15 protein-coding genes and 1 pseudogene are annotated in these 15,173 nt (G+C 60.6%); 14 read left to right on the top strand and 2 right to left on the bottom strand.

Annotation, left to right across the window (positions count from 1 at the left end; genetic code table 11):
• Window positions 1-74 precede the first annotated feature (74 nt).
• Window positions 75-1,355: a bifunctional sulfur transferase/dioxygenase Blh gene (gene blh / locus N1937_RS13210; RefSeq protein WP_260056353.1), complete on the top strand. Its 1,281-nt coding sequence runs from the start codon at window positions 75-77 to the stop codon at window positions 1,353-1,355.
• A 39-nt stretch (window positions 1,356-1,394) separates the two neighbouring features.
• Window positions 1,395-1,586, top strand: a pseudogene (locus N1937_RS13205) (hypothetical protein); the annotation flags it as partial.
• Here the strand turns inward: N1937_RS13205 and N1937_RS13200 are convergent.
• Window positions 1,583-2,080, bottom strand: a complete 498-nt coding sequence (locus N1937_RS13200; RefSeq protein WP_260056352.1) for an HIT family protein — start codon at window positions 2,078-2,080, stop codon at window positions 1,583-1,585. The pseudogene N1937_RS13205 and the gene N1937_RS13200 overlap by 4 nt on opposite strands.
• 225 nt (window positions 2,081-2,305) lie before the next feature.
• Here N1937_RS13200 and N1937_RS13195 point away from each other — a divergent pair, with 225 nt between their 5' ends.
• The 8 genes from N1937_RS13195 (at window position 2,306) to N1937_RS13160 (ending at window position 9,219) form a co-directional block, all read left to right on the top strand.
• A complete protein-coding gene (locus N1937_RS13195) occupies window positions 2,306-3,229 on the top strand; it encodes an MYG1 family protein (RefSeq protein WP_260056351.1) in 924 nt (307 codons plus the stop codon).
• Window positions 3,230-3,427: 198 nt separating this feature from the next.
• Window positions 3,428-3,817 (top strand): c-type cytochrome, encoded by a 390-nt coding sequence (locus tag N1937_RS13190; protein WP_260056350.1) that lies wholly within the window; start codon window positions 3,428-3,430, stop codon window positions 3,815-3,817.
• 162 nt (window positions 3,818-3,979) lie between these two features.
• Window positions 3,980-4,798 carry a cytochrome c oxidase subunit II gene (locus N1937_RS13185; RefSeq protein WP_017964870.1) on the top strand — a complete coding sequence of 273 codons (819 nt, stop codon included), beginning with the start codon at window positions 3,980-3,982 and terminating at the stop codon, window positions 4,796-4,798.
• 65 nt (window positions 4,799-4,863) lie between these two features.
• Window positions 4,864-6,633, top strand: a complete 1,770-nt coding sequence (gene ctaD, locus N1937_RS13180) for a cytochrome c oxidase subunit I (RefSeq protein ID WP_222384081.1) — start codon at window positions 4,864-4,866, stop codon at window positions 6,631-6,633.
• Window positions 6,630-7,343: a cytochrome c oxidase subunit 3 gene (locus tag N1937_RS13175; RefSeq protein ID WP_170276503.1), complete on the top strand. Its 714-nt coding sequence runs from the start codon at window positions 6,630-6,632 to the stop codon at window positions 7,341-7,343. Before ctaD ends, N1937_RS13175 begins: the two co-directional genes overlap by 4 nt.
• Window positions 7,344-7,354: 11 nt before the next feature.
• Window positions 7,355-8,074 (top strand): heme-copper oxidase subunit III family protein, encoded by a 720-nt coding sequence (locus N1937_RS13170; RefSeq protein ID WP_170276504.1) that lies wholly within the window; start codon window positions 7,355-7,357, stop codon window positions 8,072-8,074.
• 7 nt (window positions 8,075-8,081) lie between these two features.
• Window positions 8,082-8,447 (top strand): cytochrome C oxidase subunit IV family protein, encoded by a 366-nt coding sequence (locus N1937_RS13165; protein ID WP_017964866.1) that lies wholly within the window; start codon window positions 8,082-8,084, stop codon window positions 8,445-8,447.
• A 43-nt stretch (window positions 8,448-8,490) separates the two neighbouring features.
• On the top strand, window positions 8,491-9,219 hold the full coding sequence (locus N1937_RS13160; protein ID WP_170262337.1) for a molybdate ABC transporter substrate-binding protein: 729 nt from the start codon (window positions 8,491-8,493) through the stop codon (window positions 9,217-9,219).
• A 192-nt stretch (window positions 9,220-9,411) separates the two neighbouring features.
• Here N1937_RS13160 and N1937_RS13155 read toward each other — a convergent pair whose 3' ends face one another.
• Window positions 9,412-10,449 (bottom strand): AraC family transcriptional regulator, encoded by a 1,038-nt coding sequence (locus tag N1937_RS13155; RefSeq protein ID WP_260056349.1) that lies wholly within the window; start codon window positions 10,447-10,449, stop codon window positions 9,412-9,414.
• Between the two features lie 121 nt (window positions 10,450-10,570).
• On the opposite strand from N1937_RS13155, the gene N1937_RS13150 reads away from it, so the two are divergent.
• The 4 genes from N1937_RS13150 (at window position 10,571) to N1937_RS13135 (ending at window position 15,118) form a co-directional block, all read left to right on the top strand.
• Window positions 10,571-12,022 carry an APC family permease gene (locus N1937_RS13150; protein WP_260056348.1) on the top strand — a complete coding sequence of 484 codons (1,452 nt, stop codon included), beginning with the start codon at window positions 10,571-10,573 and terminating at the stop codon, window positions 12,020-12,022.
• Window positions 12,019-12,192: a hypothetical protein gene (locus N1937_RS13145; RefSeq protein ID WP_260056347.1), complete on the top strand. Its 174-nt coding sequence runs from the start codon at window positions 12,019-12,021 to the stop codon at window positions 12,190-12,192. Before N1937_RS13150 ends, N1937_RS13145 begins: the two co-directional genes overlap by 4 nt.
• Before the next feature lie 76 nt (window positions 12,193-12,268).
• Window positions 12,269-14,257 carry a primary-amine oxidase gene (locus tag N1937_RS13140; protein WP_260056346.1) on the top strand — a complete coding sequence of 663 codons (1,989 nt, stop codon included), beginning with the start codon at window positions 12,269-12,271 and terminating at the stop codon, window positions 14,255-14,257.
• 75 nt (window positions 14,258-14,332) lie between these two features.
• The gene (locus tag N1937_RS13135) at window positions 14,333-15,118 is read left to right on the top strand and encodes an ATP-grasp domain-containing protein (protein ID WP_260056345.1); all 786 of its coding nucleotides are present in this window, start codon (window positions 14,333-14,335) and stop codon (window positions 15,116-15,118) included.
• The last annotated feature ends 55 nt before the right edge of the window (window positions 15,119-15,173 follow it).

The following is a 15,173-nucleotide window of genomic DNA, read 5'->3' as shown; positions in this document are numbered from 1 at the left end:
TGCGCTCGGCAATATACTTGTGAGATTGTAGTGTAATACATGCGATACTGCATGATGCGGGCGCAGGGGCTTCGATGACATCCGTGAGGGTCAATGAGTTGATAACGGTGGCGGGGCAGCCCGACGCCGCAGGTTTTGCCGCCTTCGCGGCTGATGGTTTTGCCGCCGTCATCAATGCCCGGCCGGATGGCGAGGAGCCGGGGCAGCCGGGCAATACGGCGGAAAAGGCTTCCGCCGCCGCCGTCGGGCTCGCCTACAGCTTCGTGCCAGTGAAGGGGGCCGAGATCACCGAGGCTGATATCCGCGCCTTCCAGACGGCGGTGACGCAGGCGAAGGGGCCGGTCGTCGCCCATTGCAAGAGCGGTACGCGGGCGCTGACGCTCTATGCACTGGGCGAGGTGCTGGACGGGCGGATGAAGCACGGTGATATCGAGGCCTTCGGTCAAAACCTCGGCTTCGATCTTGCCGGCGCGCGCCGCTGGCTGGAAAGGCGGTCGGGGCAGGCGGCTCATGTGAAGGCCTTCTTCGAGCCCCGCACCTGCAGTGTGCAATATGTCGTTTCCGACCCGGCGACGAAACGCTGTGCCATCATCGACCCGGTGCTCGATTTCGACGAAATGTCGGGGGCGACGGGAACAGCCAATGCCGACGCCATCCTTGCTCATATCGAAAGTGAGGGGCTGACGATCGAGTGGATCCTCGACACGCATCCGCATGCCGATCATTTCTCCGCCGCACATTACATCAAGGGAAAGACCGGCGCGCCGACGGCGATCGGAGCGCATGTCACCGACGTCCAGACTCTCTGGAAGGAGATCTACAACTGGCCGGCGCTTAAAACCGACGGCTCGCAATGGGACCGGCTGTTTGCCGATGGCGACACGTTCGAGATCGGCGCGCTTAAAGCCCGCGTGATGTTTTCGCCCGGGCACACACTCGCCTCGATCACTTATGTGATCGGTGACGCCGCCTTCGTGCACGACACGGTGTTCACGCCGGATTCCGGCACGGCGCGCACGGATTTCCCGGGCGGCAGTGCTAGCTCCCTCTGGCACTCGATCCAGGCGATCCTGTCGCTGCCCGAGGAGACCCGGCTCTTTTCCGGCCACGACTATCAGCCCGGCGGCCGGCACCCGCGCTGGGAAAGCATGGTGGCGGCGCAGAAGCGCGCCAATATTCATATTGCGGGTGTTGACGAGCCCGGCTTCGTGGCGCTGCGTCAGGCGCGCGACCGCACGCTGCCCAAGCCGAAACTGATGCTGCACGCGCTGCAGGTGAATATCCAAGGCGGGAGATTGCCGGAGCCGGAGGGGAATGGCAGGCGATATCTGAAGATACCGCTGGATGCGTTGTAGCCGCGTGGCGGCGAGGAAATGGCCACCGCCATGACCCTCGTTGCCTATGAAGGCGTGCTGCTTGCCGCAACAGTGGTGCTTCCGTCCGGTGAGGGCGCGTTTTCGGCAGCGGTCGTGGCTGATGTTCTGTTGATCAATTCTCTCGCGGCGATTGGGCTCATCTGCCTGCATGCCGGAGCGGCAGCCGGCCGTGCGCTCGTCGCAAGACAGCCGGGACCGCTGTTGTCTTAGGCTTGAGACGCCGGAATCCGCATTGTCTCCCGCAGCAACTCGATGGCCTCTGAGACCGATGGCCCTTTGACCGGTGGCGGCTCTGCGCGTTCGCAGAATTCGCGCCAGACAAACAGCGTCAGTTCCGCGCCATCCGTTGCTGTTTCCCCGGGTCTCTCTGCGAAATTCTCGAGCAGACGATATCGAGCGTCCTTCCAGAACAACTCCTCCACCCAGTCATATATCGGGATCACATGGAAATGGATCGGATAACCGGGCGCATGTCCATACCGGCCGATATAGACGCGCTGCGCATTCAAATGCCGTTTCAGCGTACTTTGAGCCCTTGCGAGCAATGGACCGAATTCGGCCAACGTATCTTCAGGCAAATCCGACAGATCGTTGGTGTCGGTCTTGGAACTGATCATGAGGTAACCGGGGAGGGCGGAGTTCATGCGGTGGTTCACAAGCCATCCTGCCGTCTCGACAACGTGAAAGTGCTGAGGGATTTCCACGGACTGCCTCTTATCCTGAGCACCCTTCAGGGGCTTCGATGAATTCAGCTGGAGAAAGGTATTTTGGCGATGTGCGAAAGGGCGCTGTAACACATTGGATTGGTGCATCATTTTATTCTTAAATCGACATCGATTTAAGGTATGGGTTGAGATGGCAGGCGGCAACAGTTATCTCAAGCCGACCTGCAAGCGGATCGTCCGCGAACGACAAGGCGCATAGCTTCCATGATCCCCGATTTCCTCGTCACCCATTCCGGTGGCTTTCATGCCGACGAATTGCTGTCGAGCGTCATCCTGACCCGGCTTTTCCCGCAGGCGCGTATCGTCCGCAGCCGGGCGCCGGCGTGGATCACGCCGGGCGAAGACCGGATCATTTATGATGTCGGCGGAGCCTATGATCCTGCTGCCGGGATATTCGATCACCACCAGCGCGCCGCGCCGCTACGCGACGATGGCCAGCCCTACAGCTCGTTCGGCCTGATCTGGAAGCATTATGGCCGTGATTATCTGGCAGCCTCCAGTCTTCCCGAAGCACATGTGGAAGCGATGCATGGCTCTTTCGACGCCAGCTTCGTGCTGCCGATCGATCTGACCGACAACGGTGCGCTTAGCCCGTCGGGGCCGCTGGCCGGGCTGACACTGCCGGCGCTGCTGGAGACCCTGAAACCGGTTTTCGACGAGACGGACCCTGAAGCCGACGATCACGCCTTCCACGCGGCCCTTGCCATTGCCCGCAGTTTCGTCGAGGCCAGGATCGCCCAGAGTGCCGCAAAATTGCGGGCCGAGGCGATCGTGCATCGGGCGATCGAGGCGGCGGGAGAGGGGCGTGTTCTGGAATTGCCGAGGGGGATGCCCTTCCGTCCCGCCATCGTCAAGGCTGGCGCCGATCACCTGCTGTTCGTCGTTCATCCGCGCGAAAAGGACTGGTGCGTGACCGGCATTCGCCGCGGCGACGAGGGCTTCGAACTCCGGGCCGACCTGCCGGCGACCTGGGCCGGGCTCACCAATGGCGCACTGGAGGCGGTTTGCGGCATAGAGGGGGCGAGCTTCTGCCACAACGGCCGCTTCATCGCCGCCGCGAGGACCCGCGAAGCCGCACTTTCCATGGCCGAGTTGGCGGTAAAGGAGACGCTTTCGATCAGGGCATAGTCGCGGCAGCTGAGGTGGCGCGGGACCTGCATCATCTGCGCCGGATCCGCCGACATCAGATTGCGTCCATGTGGCCCACTGGAACGGATTGACTTGCACCCGCGAAGGACTAAGCTTTAAGGATAGAACCACTACCCGCACGCGAATGATTGTGGAGGGTGCGAGTGGGTGGCGACCTTTGGGAGGATGAGGTTTGCCATGGATTACCGTGTTGTTCTGCTGATCGCCGCATCCGTTATTACCCTTTTCCACGGTAGCGCCGGGGCGCAGGAGGGCGATCCGACGGCGGGTGCTGTCGTTTTCAAGAAATGCGCGACCTGTCATATCGCCGAGTCCGATACGAACAAGGTTGGCCCGTCGCTGAACGGGCTGTTCGGCCGGAAGGCCGGAACGCATCCTAATTTTGCCTATTCGGCCGCAATGAAGGCGGCCGGAGACGGCGGTCTCGTCTGGGACGAGGCGACGCTACGCGACTATCTGCACAATCCTAAAGCGAAGGTGAAGGGCACCAAGATGGCCTTCGTCGGCCTGAAGGACGATCAGGAGATCACCGATCTCATCGCCTATCTGAAGCAATATTCAAAATGATGGGCAATATTCCAACTGCGGGCATTACTCCAAATGACTGGTCGCGGCCGGTGGCGCGTGCCTAAATTGCCGTAATTGCCGATATTTTCTATCTGTGCGATAATAAAGACGAACTTTTTACGGAATGCGGTTTCACGGGTCACTGCTCGAGGAGGAGCGGACATGGCTGTCGTGCTGATCCTCGTCCTGATTGTCGTCGGCTCCGTGCTGTTCCATGTGCTGAGCCCGTGGTGGTGGACGCCGATTGCGTCCAACTGGACCTATATCGACAGCACCCTCGTCATCACCTTCTGGATCACCGGCATCGTCTTCGTGGCGGTGGTTTCGTTCATGGCCTATTGCGTCTTCCGCTTCCGGCACAAGCCAGGCAACCGGGCGCATTACGAGCCCGAGAACCGCAGGCTGGAATTGCTGCTGGGAGGGGGAACGGCGGTCGGCGTTGCGGCGATGCTGGCCCCCGGCCTGATCGTGTGGAACCAGTTCATTACGGTGCCCAAAGATGCTGCATCGGTCGAGGTCGTCAGCCAACAGTGGCAGTGGAGCTTCCGGCTGCCCGGTGCCGACGGAAAGCTCGGCCGGGCCGAGACGCGCGACGTCACCCCCGAAAATCCGCTCGGCCTCGACAAGAATGATGCAAGCGGCCTTGACGACGTCATCATCGAGGGCGGCGAGCTGCATCTGCCGATCGGCAAGTCGGTGCACATCTTGCTGCGTTCGGTCGATGTGCTCCATGATTTCTACGTGCCGGAGTTCCGCGCCAAGATGGACATGATCCCCGGCATGATCACCTATTTCTGGTTCACGCCGACCCGGACGGGGACCTTCGAGATTCTCTGCGCCGAACTCTGCGGCGTCGGCCATCCGCAAATGCGCGGCACCGTCGTCGTCGACGAGGATGCGGACTACCAGACCTGGCTCGGGCAGCAGCAGACATTCACCCAGTTGACAGCGTCATCGGGAGAACCGCCGCCGGCAAACTGAACCGGCGTAGCGGTCACAGATCGCTTGCCGGTTCGGTTAACCGGCGGGGAAAGGGAAGAGAAATCATGGTCGAGATTCCATCCGGCAGCATTCCATCCGCTGAAGTCGAGGATGTCGAGCTTTATCATCCACATAGCTGGTGGACGAAATATGTGTTCAGCCAGGATGCGAAAATCATCGCCGTGCAATATTCGATTACCGCCATCTCGATCGGCCTGGTGGCGCTGGTGCTCTCATGGCTGATGCGGATTCAGCTCGCCTTTCCCGGCGCTCTCTCCTTCATCGATGCCGATCACTATTACCAGTTCATCACTATGCACGGCATGATCATGGTGATCTATCTCCTGACCGCGCTCTTCCTCGGCGGCTTCGGCAATTACCTCATTCCGCTGATGGTCGGCGCCCGCGACATGGTGTTTCCCTATGCGAACATGCTGAGCTACTGGATCTATCTGCTTGCGGTGCTGATCCTCGTTGCCGGCTTCTTCGCCCCCGGCGGCCCGACAGGAGCCGGCTGGACGCTTTATCCGCCGCAGTCGGTTCTGTCAGGCACACCCGGCGGCAAGGACTGGGGCATCCTCTTGATGCTCTCCTCTCTGATCGTCTTCATCATCGGCTTCACTATGGGCGGGCTGAACTATGTGGTGACGGTGCTGCAGGGGCGGGCGCGCGGCATGACGCTGATGCGGATGCCGCTTACCGTCTGGGGCATTTTCACCGCCACCGTCATGGCGCTGCTTGCCTTTCCCGCCCTCTTCGTCGCCTGCGTCATGATGCTGTTCGACCGCGTGCTCGGCACCAGCTTCTTTATGCCCGCCATCGTCGAGATGGGCACGCAGCTGCAGCATGGCGGCGGCAGCCCAATCCTGTTCCAGCACCTGTTCTGGTTCTTCGGCCATCCCGAGGTCTATATCGTTGCTCTACCGGCCTTCGGCATCGTTTCGGATCTGATCAGCACGCATGCGCGCAAGAATATCTTCGGCTATCGCATGATGGTCTGGGCGATCGTCATCATCGGTGCGCTGAGCTTCGTCGTCTGGGCGCACCACATGTATGTCAGCGGCATGAACCCGGCCTTCGGCTTCTTCTTCGCCACCACGACGCTGATCATCGCCGTTCCGACGGCCATCAAGGTCTATAACTGGGTGCTGACGCTCTGGCGCGGCGACATCCACCTGACGCTGCCCATGCTCTTTGCACTCGCCTTCATCGTCACCTTCGTCAATGGCGGCCTGACCGGCCTCTTCCTCGGCAACGTCGTCGTCGACGTGCCGCTGTCGGATACGATGTTCGTCGTCGCGCATTTCCACATGGTCATGGGGGTGGCGCCGATCCTCGTCATCTTCGGGGCCATCTATCACTGGTATCCGAAGGTGACGGGACGCATGCTCGACGAGGTGCTCGGCCAGATCCACTTCTGGATCACCTTCCTCGGCACCTATGCAATCTTCTTCCCGATGCATTATCTCGGCCTGCTCGGGGTGCCGCGCCGCTATTTCGAGATGGGAGAAACGGCCTTCGTTCCGCCTTCGGCCCATACGCTGAATATCTTCATCACCGTCATGGCGCTTGTTGTAGGGGCTGGGCAGATGGTGTTCCTGTTCAATCTGGTCTGGAGCCTTTTCCGGGGCAGGGAGGCCGGCGGCAATCCATGGCGGGCAACGACGCTCGAATGGCAGACGCCGCAGACGCCGCCCGCCCACGGCAACTGGGGCAAGGATCTGCCGGTCGTCTACCGCTGGGCCTATGACTACAGCGTGCCCGGGGCGACCGAGGATTTCATTCCGCAGAATGTGCCGGCAAGCGACGGCATCACCCGGGAGGTTCCGGCATGAGCGTCGTGCTGATCTTCCTGGCCGCCATCGCCGCCATCATGATCTGGTGGCTTTCCGGGCAGCGGTTGACCTCGAAGCCCTGGCTCGAAACCGGGTCGGTGCAGATGCCGGATCATATCGGCACTGAGCGGCAACAGCCGCCGGCGGTGAAGATCGGCCTCTTCGTGTTTCTCGGCGTCGTCGGCGCCGTCTTCAGCCTTGCCGTCAGCGCCTATTTCATGCGTATGGCGTCGGCCGATTGGTGGGGCATGCCAATCCCCCGGCTGCTCTGGGTGAACACCGCAGCACTCGCCTTGAGCAGTGCGGCGCTGCAATGGGCGAGACGAGAGGCGGGGCAGGGCCGCATGGAAAGCCTGCGGCCGGCGCTCGTGACAGGACTTGGCCTTGCCGTCTTCTTTCTCGCCGGGCAGATCCAGGCATGGCGGGAGCTAACGGCGGCCGGCTATGTGCTGGCCGATAACCCCGCCAACAGCTTCTTCTACATGCTGACCGGCCTGCACGGCCTGCATATCCTCGGCGGACTCGCCGTGCTCACGCATACGACGGTCAGGGCATTTTCAACCGACGTCACGCCGGACAGGCTGCGCCTCAGCGTCGATCTTTCCGCCATCTATTCGCATTTCATGCTCGCCGTCTGGCTGCTGCTCTTCGCGCTCTTTGCCGGCTGGGCGAATGATTTCGTCGATCTCTGCCGCACCCTTCTGAATTAGGAGCTTTGCAGATGGCACAGACTATCGAGACACACGGCGAGCCAGGCCTCAGGCCGGCCGGTCTGCGCGGTGTCGCGGCCGATTTCAGCTCGGATCAGCGCGCCTTCAAGACCGCCTCCTGGGGCAAGGCGATGATGTGGATCTTTCTCTTGAGCGACACCTTCGTCTTCGGCTGTTTCCTGATCGCCTATATGACCGCCCGCATGTCGACGCCCGTTCCATGGCCCAATCCGAGCGAGGTCTTTGCGCTCCATATCGGCGGCCAGGACGTGCCGCTGATCCTGATTGCGATCATGACCTTCGTGCTGATCTCGAGCAGCGGCACCATGGCGATGGCGGTCAATTTCGGCTATCGCCGCGACCGCCGCACGACGGCGATCCTCATGCTGCTGACAGCGCTTCTCGGCGCAACCTTCGTCAGCATGCAGGCCTTCGAATGGACGAAGCTGATCACCGAAGGGGTGCGCCCCTGGGAAAACCCGTGGGGGGCGGCACAGTTCGGATCTACTTTCTTCATGATCACCGGCTTTCACGGCACCCATGTCACGATCGGCGTCATCTTCCTCATCATCGTCGCCCGCAAGGTCTGGCGGGGCGATTTCGACGTGGAACGGCGCGGCTTCTTCACCAGCCGGAAAGGCCGCTACGAGGCCGTCGAGATCATGGGCCTCTATTGGCACTTCGTCGACCTGGTCTGGGTCTTCATCTTCGCATTTTTCTATCTGTGGTGAGGTCGTCATGAGCGAGACAACGGCGCATGCACAAGTCCAAACGGCGCATGCACAGGCACATACCGGACAGCAGCACCCGATCGGGCTCTACTTCTTCGTCTGGGGCCTGCTCTTCGTGCTCAGCGCGGCGTCCTACATGGTCGATTATCTCGGCATCCAAAGCTACCTGAGATGGACGCTGATCCTGCTCTTCATGATGCTGAAGGCCGGCCTCATCGTCGCCGTCTTCATGCACATGGCCTGGGAACGGCTGGCGCTTGTCTACGCCATACTTCTGCCGCCGCTGCTGGTGCTGGTGTTCGTGGCGCTGATGGTGTCGGAGGCGGACTATACGATTTTCACGCGGGTGGCGTTCTTTGGGACGGGGCCGTAGGGTCGGTTGGACTAGATCGATAGATCAGGGGCAGATTTCGGTCATGACTCAGGAAATCCGACTCTTTGGCGCCATTGCGGTCCGACCTGCCGTCCTTGCTCTCATATCCCGGTTCGAAACCGCCACAGGATTCACGGTTGCGGTAAAGTGGGAGCTCAATCCTGTCGTCAAGAAGCAGATTGAAGCCGGGGAAGCTTTTGACCTCGTCATCACCAATCCGAACCTGGTTGAGGATCTGACCGCCTTGGGAAAAGTCAAGGCGGGGAGCGAGGTCGCGTTCGGCCGGATCGCAATGGGGGTAGCGGCCAAGGCAGGCAATCGGCCGCTCGACATTGGGTCGGTGGGAGCATTCAAACATGCGTTGAAGAGCGCCAGATCAATCGCCTACGCCAGTGAAGGAAGCAGCGGCGGCTATTTCTCCGGTTTGCTGGAAAGCCTGGGAATTGCCGATGAGGTGAAGCCCAAGCTGGTGGCCATATCAGGAGGGCAGACAGCGGCGGCCATCGGCCGTGGCGAGGCCGAGTTGGGCGTCGTTCCCGTGACGTCGATTCTCGCCGCTGCTCCCGAGGTCATGCTTGTGGGTCAATTTCCGGCAGAACTCCAAAGTTACATCGACTTCGCCATCGGCATCAGCGCTGATTCAACCGACGCAGACGCTGCCGAGCAACTGTCGGAATTTCTGACGTCAACCGCCGTCGACGACATCCTGGCGGCAAAGGGCGTCGAGCGCCGTCACCGGGCAGGCGCAACGCTCAAGAGAGCCTCATCCTGAGGTGCCCCGAAGGGGCCTCGAAGGACGAGGCAGGTGTTCCGGCGTTAGATGCAATGGCGCAAGAAGCGGCGCTGCGGCGTGTCCTTCGAGGCGATCCTTTGGATCGCAACGTACAAGGATGAGGCGCGTTGGAGAATGCCGCGATCTGGCGTGGGCAGCTATCGGGCGATCTCCGTTGCCATGCTTCTTCGATCAACCTGTCGAAGATGGGTCGTTCCCCTTCTTTTCCCAGGATCGCAGTGCACGCCATAGCACCGTGTTGTCTGCATAACCCAGCACACTGGCAATCTCGGACATCGGTGCGGCATGTCGGTCGCCGAGATAGTGGGCGGCAAGTGTCTGGCGGTGCTGGCGAACGAGATCGCGAAGCGACACGCCTTCCTCCGACAGCCGGCGCTGCAGGCTTCGCGGCGACATCTTCAGTTCGGCGGCAAGGGTTGCGACCGTCACCGGCTTGCGGCCGAGATAGATGCCGATCAGAGCCTGGACCTTTTCCGTGACGATATCGCCGGCCGCTGGCTCGTTGACCAGATCGCCGATATGCCGCTCCAGGATCTCGACCAGGCTTTTGTCTTCCGCACGGTGCACACGATCAGCCTCCGCCCTGTTCATGACGATCCGGTTGCCGGATTGGGCAAACAGGATGCGCGCGCCACAGATGCGTTCCAGCACACCGGCGTCGCGAGGGGCGTGATGCTCGAGTTGGATTTCGATCGGCCGCCAGCCACGGCGGAAGCACGAGCGGACGAGTTGACAGGAGGCGGCGATCGTGAATTCGCTGTCCTGCCGGCGCGGCCACATCGCTGGATCGACGATCCGGTAGCTCCAGACAAAATCGCCATTTTCCTCGAACACGCCGGAACTGGTCGCGCCTTGTACCGCGTTCACATATTTCGACAGCCGTTCGAAAGCGCTGCGAATGGTCGGCGAGAGCGCAAAGAGCATGCCGATGGGGCCGATGTCGGCGGGCTTGAACCCGGTGCCCATGCGAGCTCCCAGTGCCGGTTCGCCGGTTATCGTCGCGGCCTCCTCGAACAGCGCGACATAACGCGCCATGGGCAGGACAGCGTAGGGATCGTCCAATTGCGAGCGCAAAATGCCGTGCGAAGCGAGAAGGAGGTCGGTTTTCCCGGATCTTTTATCGATTTGTTGCACCAGCGGGATCAAGACGGAGGCTCGAATTGAAGCAACTGTGGGCATGCGGCTGATCAAATGCGATGCAACTGCCATTTTCAGCGTCTCCGGTGACCGTCGTGGCGCGAATTATCGATTCATTGGCATAAACTGCAATTTCGGGGCCAGATCGCCGCGCTTACCTTCTTGGCAACAAACAAGCAAAGAGGGGTTCTCCATGACACTGGAAGCAAGCATGCCCGCACCATTATCGCCGGAGCGTCGTCTGGCCAGGAACTCGGTCGGCCTCGCCCACATCGTGTTCTTCGTCGTTGCCGCGGCCGCGCCGCTCACGGCCGTCGTCGGCGCTTCGCCGGCTGCCTTTGCTTTTGGCAATGGCGCCGGCGTCCCCGGCGCTTTCGTGCTCGCCGGCCTGCTTTACCTGCTCTTCTCGGTCGGCTTCACCGCCATGAGCCGGCATGTAGGCGGGGCAGGCGCTTTCTACACCTATATCACCCATGGCATCGGCAAGCCGGCTGGCGTGGGTGGCGCCTTCATGGCGCTGGTCACCTATAGCGCGGTTCAGATCGCCATCTACGGCCTGTTCGGTTTCTTCATGGCCAATGCCATAGCGCCCCTCGGTTTGGTCCTGCCCTGGTGGGCTTGGGCTTTCACAGCACTGGTCGTCGTGCTGGTCTGCGGTCAGCGCAACATCGCCTTCTCAGGCGCGATCCTCGGCGTCTGCATGATTGCTGAAATCGCCATATTGCTGGTTCTGGATCTTGCGATCGTCTTTTCAGGTGGCGGACCGGAAGGCATCAGCTTCTCCTCCTTCATGCCATCGTCGGTCTTCGCGCCCGGCCTTGGTGCGGCGCTGGTCTTCGTCATCGGTTCGTTCATCGGCTTCGAAGCTACGGCCATTTTTGGCGAGGAAGCCGAAAATCCGGAAAAGACCATTCCCCGTGCCACCTATGTCGCGGTGCTGCTCATCACACTCTTCTATGCCTTCTCCACCTGGGCAATCGTGCAATTCTACGGTCCAAGCAAGGTGCAGGCCACTGCTGCTGCCGGCCTTGACAGCTTCTACTTCGCCGCCGCCAATTCCGTGCTCGGCGCATGGTCGAGCCAGGTGATGAACGTGTTGCTGATCACCAGCCTGTTTGCCTGCATTCTGTCCTTCCACAATACGCTCAACCGCTACTTCTTCGCCCTGGGCCGTGAAGGCCTGGCCGCACAGGTGCTCGGCAAGGTTCACGGCAAGCATGGCTCACCCTATACTGCGGGTCTGCTGCAAAGTCTGATCGCGGCCATCGTCCTTGCCCTATTCGTCATCTTCGGCGCCGACCCCTACACTGTCGTGTTCTCGTGGATGGCAGCGCTTGCAGGTATCGGTATCTTGCTGGTGCAGGTGCTGGTCTCCGTCGCGATCGTCATGTTCTTCCGCAAGACGCCGAACGGATATAGCGCCTGGACCACGATGATCGCTCCGGCGCTGGCGCTGCTCGGCCTCGTTGGTTCGCTGGTGCTGGTCAGTTCCAATCTTTCACTCCTTTCCGGCAGTGAAAGCCCGATCGTCAAGGCTTTCCCCTATGCCATGGTGCTGGTGGGCATTCTTGGCGCGCTGTTTGCGGTCCAGATCAAGAGATCCAAGCCCGCTCTCTACGCCTCCCTTGGAAAGGTCTTCGAATGAGTGCCGTTTTCGAACTTGCACCCGTCGATCGCCTTCTCGTTCTCGCGGTCGCGAGCCTTGCCGGCGCAACATTGCTGGTTGCCATTGAGGCGCACGCCTTCTGCTCAGTGTTCTGCATTCATCGAGGCACGATGATGATCGAGACGCAGATCTGCTCCGGTCGATCCTGATCACCGCAGCTAGCGACGCGCCATGGTGCGTCGTCTCTTCCGAAACCAAGAGGCCCAAAACCAAAGAGGTATATCCATGGACGCCGTTGTCGCAGTCACCCATCCGCTCGATCCTCTGAGCCTCGACGAGATCGCTTCTGCCGTTGCCATACTCAAGGATACGCAGACACTCGCACCCACCTTCCGCTTTCCGATAACCCGGCTGGAGGAGCCGACCAAGGCGGATCTTGCCGCCCATCGCTTGGGCGACAGGCTGCCGCGCCTCGCCTTCATGCTGGCGTTGGATATCAGCAATGGCGAAACGTTCGAGGGCATCGTAGACCTGACTGCCGGCACGGTGTCCTCCTATATCCGGCTGCCTCTCGATGAATTGCCTTATGGCCAGCCGCCGGTCATGCTGTGCGAGTTCGAAACCGTTGAAGGCACCGTCAAATCCGATCCGCGCTGGATCGCTGCCGTCAAGAAGCGCGGCATTACCGACGAGGATATTCCGCTCATCCAGATCGATCCTTTTTCCTCGGGCTATTTTGGCCGCGAATTCGAGAGGGGAAAGCGCATCGTCCGCGCTGTGTCGTACTGGCGCGAGGATATCCGTGACAACGGCTACGCGCATCCGATCGAGGGCGTGGTGGCGGTGGTCGATCTGATCACCAACCGAGTGGTCGATCTCGTCGACGATGAGAAGATCATTCCGGTTCCGAGGAAGAAGCGCAATTATGGCCGCGAAACCTTCCCGGAACCGCGGCCCGATCTCACGCCGCTGTATATCGTTCAGCCGCAAGGGCCGAGCTTTACTGTCGACGGCTGGAAAGTCGAATGGCAGAACTGGAGTTTCCGTGTCGGTTTCACCCCGCGCGAGGGCCTCGTTCTCCATGAACTCGGCATCAGGGATCAGGGCAGGCTGAGACCCGTCGTCTTTCGCGCCAGTATCACCGAAATGGTCGTGCCCTATGCCGATCCGACAGCGAACCACTATTGGAAGAGCGCCTTCGATGCCGGCGAATATGGTCTCGGACGCCTGGCCAATTGTCTCGAACTCGGCTGCGACTGCCTCGGCCATATTCACTATTTCGACGTGCCGGCGGCGGACGATTTCGGCCAGCCTTTCATCATGAAGAATGCCATCTGCATGCATGAGGAGGATTACGGCATCCTCTGGAAGCATTACGAATTCCGCAACGGTGTTTTCGAAGTGCGCCGTTCGCGCCGCCTCGTCATCTCCTTCTTCGCAACCGTCGGCAATTATGATTACGGCTTTTACTGGTATCTCTACCAGGACGGCGCGATCCAGCTCGAAGCCAAGCTCACCGGCATCATCCAGACGGCGGCGGTCGCGACCGGAGAAACCTATCCATGGGGCGGCATGGTCGATGACAATCTCGGCGGTCCGACGCACCAGCATTTCTTCAATGCGCGCCTGCACATGGATGTCGACGGCGGCGACAATACCGTGACCGAGCATGAGTTCGCGCCGCGTCCCTGGGGTGAGGACAATCCCTATGGCAATGTCTTCGATACCAGGAGCCGTGTACTGAAGCGCGAACTCGATTCGCCTGCACTCGCCAATGGCGAGACCGGCCGTTACTGGAAAGTCTCCAACACCAACATAGAGAACAGCGTCGGCAAGGCGCCGGGCTACAAGATTGTCGTCATGCCGTCGCCGGTCATGCTTGCCCAGCCGGATTCGACCGTTGCCCAGCGCGGCGGTTTCGCCAAGAAACACATCTGGGTCACGGCCTTCGATGCCAAGGAAAAATATGCGAGCGGCGATTATCCGAACGTGCATGCCGGCGGCGACGGCCTGCCGAGTTACGTCAAGCAGAACCGCGAAATCGAGAATGCCGATATCGTGCTCTGGCATTCCTTCGGCCATACCCATGTCTGCAAGCCCGAGGATTTTCCGATCATGCCCGTGGAATATGCCGGCTTCACGCTGAAACCGAACGGCTTCTTCGCATCCAACATCGCCATGGACCTGCCGCCGGAAGGAAACAGCCAGAGTGTCGACAATCGCCTGCAACGTTCGGCCGATGGCACCGGAAATGGTTCCTGCTGCCACGCATAGCTGCAATGCTGCGGCTGTTCCCTTTTAAATAGCTTTCTGGTAGTCCGACGGATTGTAAGAAAGGCAGGGAACAGAATGCAGTGGCTTCTCCAGCAGTTCGAAGATACCAACAAGCTGGCCGATGCGCTCGACCAGCTCGGAATCTCCTACACATGGCACAAGGTCGTACCGTTCGTCGGCGAGCTCATCCCTGAGCCGGTCGTCGCTGATCCGGGTTCGGTGATCATGTTTGGCTCCTACACGCTGTGGAAGAACGCCGAGGCGAACGGTTACCGGCCGGGTGTCTTCAAGCTGCGTCCTTTCGTTCACGAACAGGTGTGGCATCCTTACCTTCTCAACGGCGCTGATGCGCTGTTCCTGACACTCCGGGATGTCCCTCGGTGTCTGGCGGATGACGGAAGGGACTGGTTCCTGCGCCCGGTCGACGACAGCAAGGAGGAGCCCGGAAATGTCAAATCGACTGGCGAGATCATCCGTATGGCGGAAACGGTACTGGCGCTCGACGAAGATGAAATCCCGAACGGATCGCTTCGTCACGACACGCTGCTGATGCTGACCGAGCCTGTCCGCATCAGCAGCGAATGGCGTCTCTGGGTGGTCGACGGCCAGATCGTCACCTATTCGCTCTACAAAGACGGATCGCGTGTCGTCCACCGCCACGAGATCGATGCTGATGCGCTGGATTTCGGGCAGCGCATGGTTGATATCAACCCCGGCTACTCCCAAGCCTATGTCATTGATATCTGTCGGACCGAGGAGGGGCTGAAGCTGCTCGAGACGAATTGTCTCAACGCCGCCGGGTTCTACGCCGCAGATCTCGTGAAATTGGCGAGGGCGATCGACGGCCTCGCCCGCGATTGACGTCTTCTCGGTGAGGCGAGGGCGCCGGCGGCTCCGTATGGCTGGGGTCTTGTTG

This window comes from Rhizobium sp. WSM4643, from assembly GCF_025152745.1.
In the GTDB taxonomy this organism is placed as follows: domain Bacteria; phylum Pseudomonadota; class Alphaproteobacteria; order Rhizobiales; family Rhizobiaceae; genus Rhizobium; species Rhizobium leguminosarum_I.
The sequence above is the reverse complement of the archived record's forward strand: the minus strand, read 5'-3'. Positions and strand labels throughout refer to the sequence as shown.

Excerpts from the sequence above, each read along its gene's own strand:
- blh (WP_260056353.1), top strand. The coding sequence starts at position 75 with ATGACATCCGTGAGGGTCAATGAGTTGATAACGGTGGCGGGGCAGCCC.
- N1937_RS13195 (WP_260056351.1), top strand. The coding sequence starts at position 2,306 with ATGATCCCCGATTTCCTCGTCACCCATTCCGGTGGCTTTCATGCCGAC.
- N1937_RS13190 (WP_260056350.1), top strand. The coding sequence starts at position 3,428 with ATGGATTACCGTGTTGTTCTGCTGATCGCCGCATCCGTTATTACCCTT.
- N1937_RS13185 (WP_017964870.1), top strand. The coding sequence starts at position 3,980 with ATGGCTGTCGTGCTGATCCTCGTCCTGATTGTCGTCGGCTCCGTGCTG.
- ctaD (WP_222384081.1), top strand. The coding sequence starts at position 4,864 with ATGGTCGAGATTCCATCCGGCAGCATTCCATCCGCTGAAGTCGAGGAT.
- N1937_RS13175 (WP_170276503.1), top strand. The coding sequence starts at position 6,630 with ATGAGCGTCGTGCTGATCTTCCTGGCCGCCATCGCCGCCATCATGATC.
- N1937_RS13170 (WP_170276504.1), top strand. The coding sequence starts at position 7,355 with ATGGCACAGACTATCGAGACACACGGCGAGCCAGGCCTCAGGCCGGCC.
- N1937_RS13165 (WP_017964866.1), top strand. The coding sequence starts at position 8,082 with ATGAGCGAGACAACGGCGCATGCACAAGTCCAAACGGCGCATGCACAG.
- N1937_RS13160 (WP_170262337.1), top strand. The coding sequence starts at position 8,491 with ATGACTCAGGAAATCCGACTCTTTGGCGCCATTGCGGTCCGACCTGCC.
- N1937_RS13155 (WP_260056349.1), bottom strand. The coding sequence starts at position 10,449 with ATGGCAGTTGCATCGCATTTGATCAGCCGCATGCCCACAGTTGCTTCA.
- N1937_RS13150 (WP_260056348.1), top strand. The coding sequence starts at position 10,571 with ATGACACTGGAAGCAAGCATGCCCGCACCATTATCGCCGGAGCGTCGT.
- N1937_RS13145 (WP_260056347.1), top strand. The coding sequence starts at position 12,019 with ATGAGTGCCGTTTTCGAACTTGCACCCGTCGATCGCCTTCTCGTTCTC.
- N1937_RS13140 (WP_260056346.1), top strand. The coding sequence starts at position 12,269 with ATGGACGCCGTTGTCGCAGTCACCCATCCGCTCGATCCTCTGAGCCTC.
- N1937_RS13135 (WP_260056345.1), top strand. The coding sequence starts at position 14,333 with ATGCAGTGGCTTCTCCAGCAGTTCGAAGATACCAACAAGCTGGCCGAT.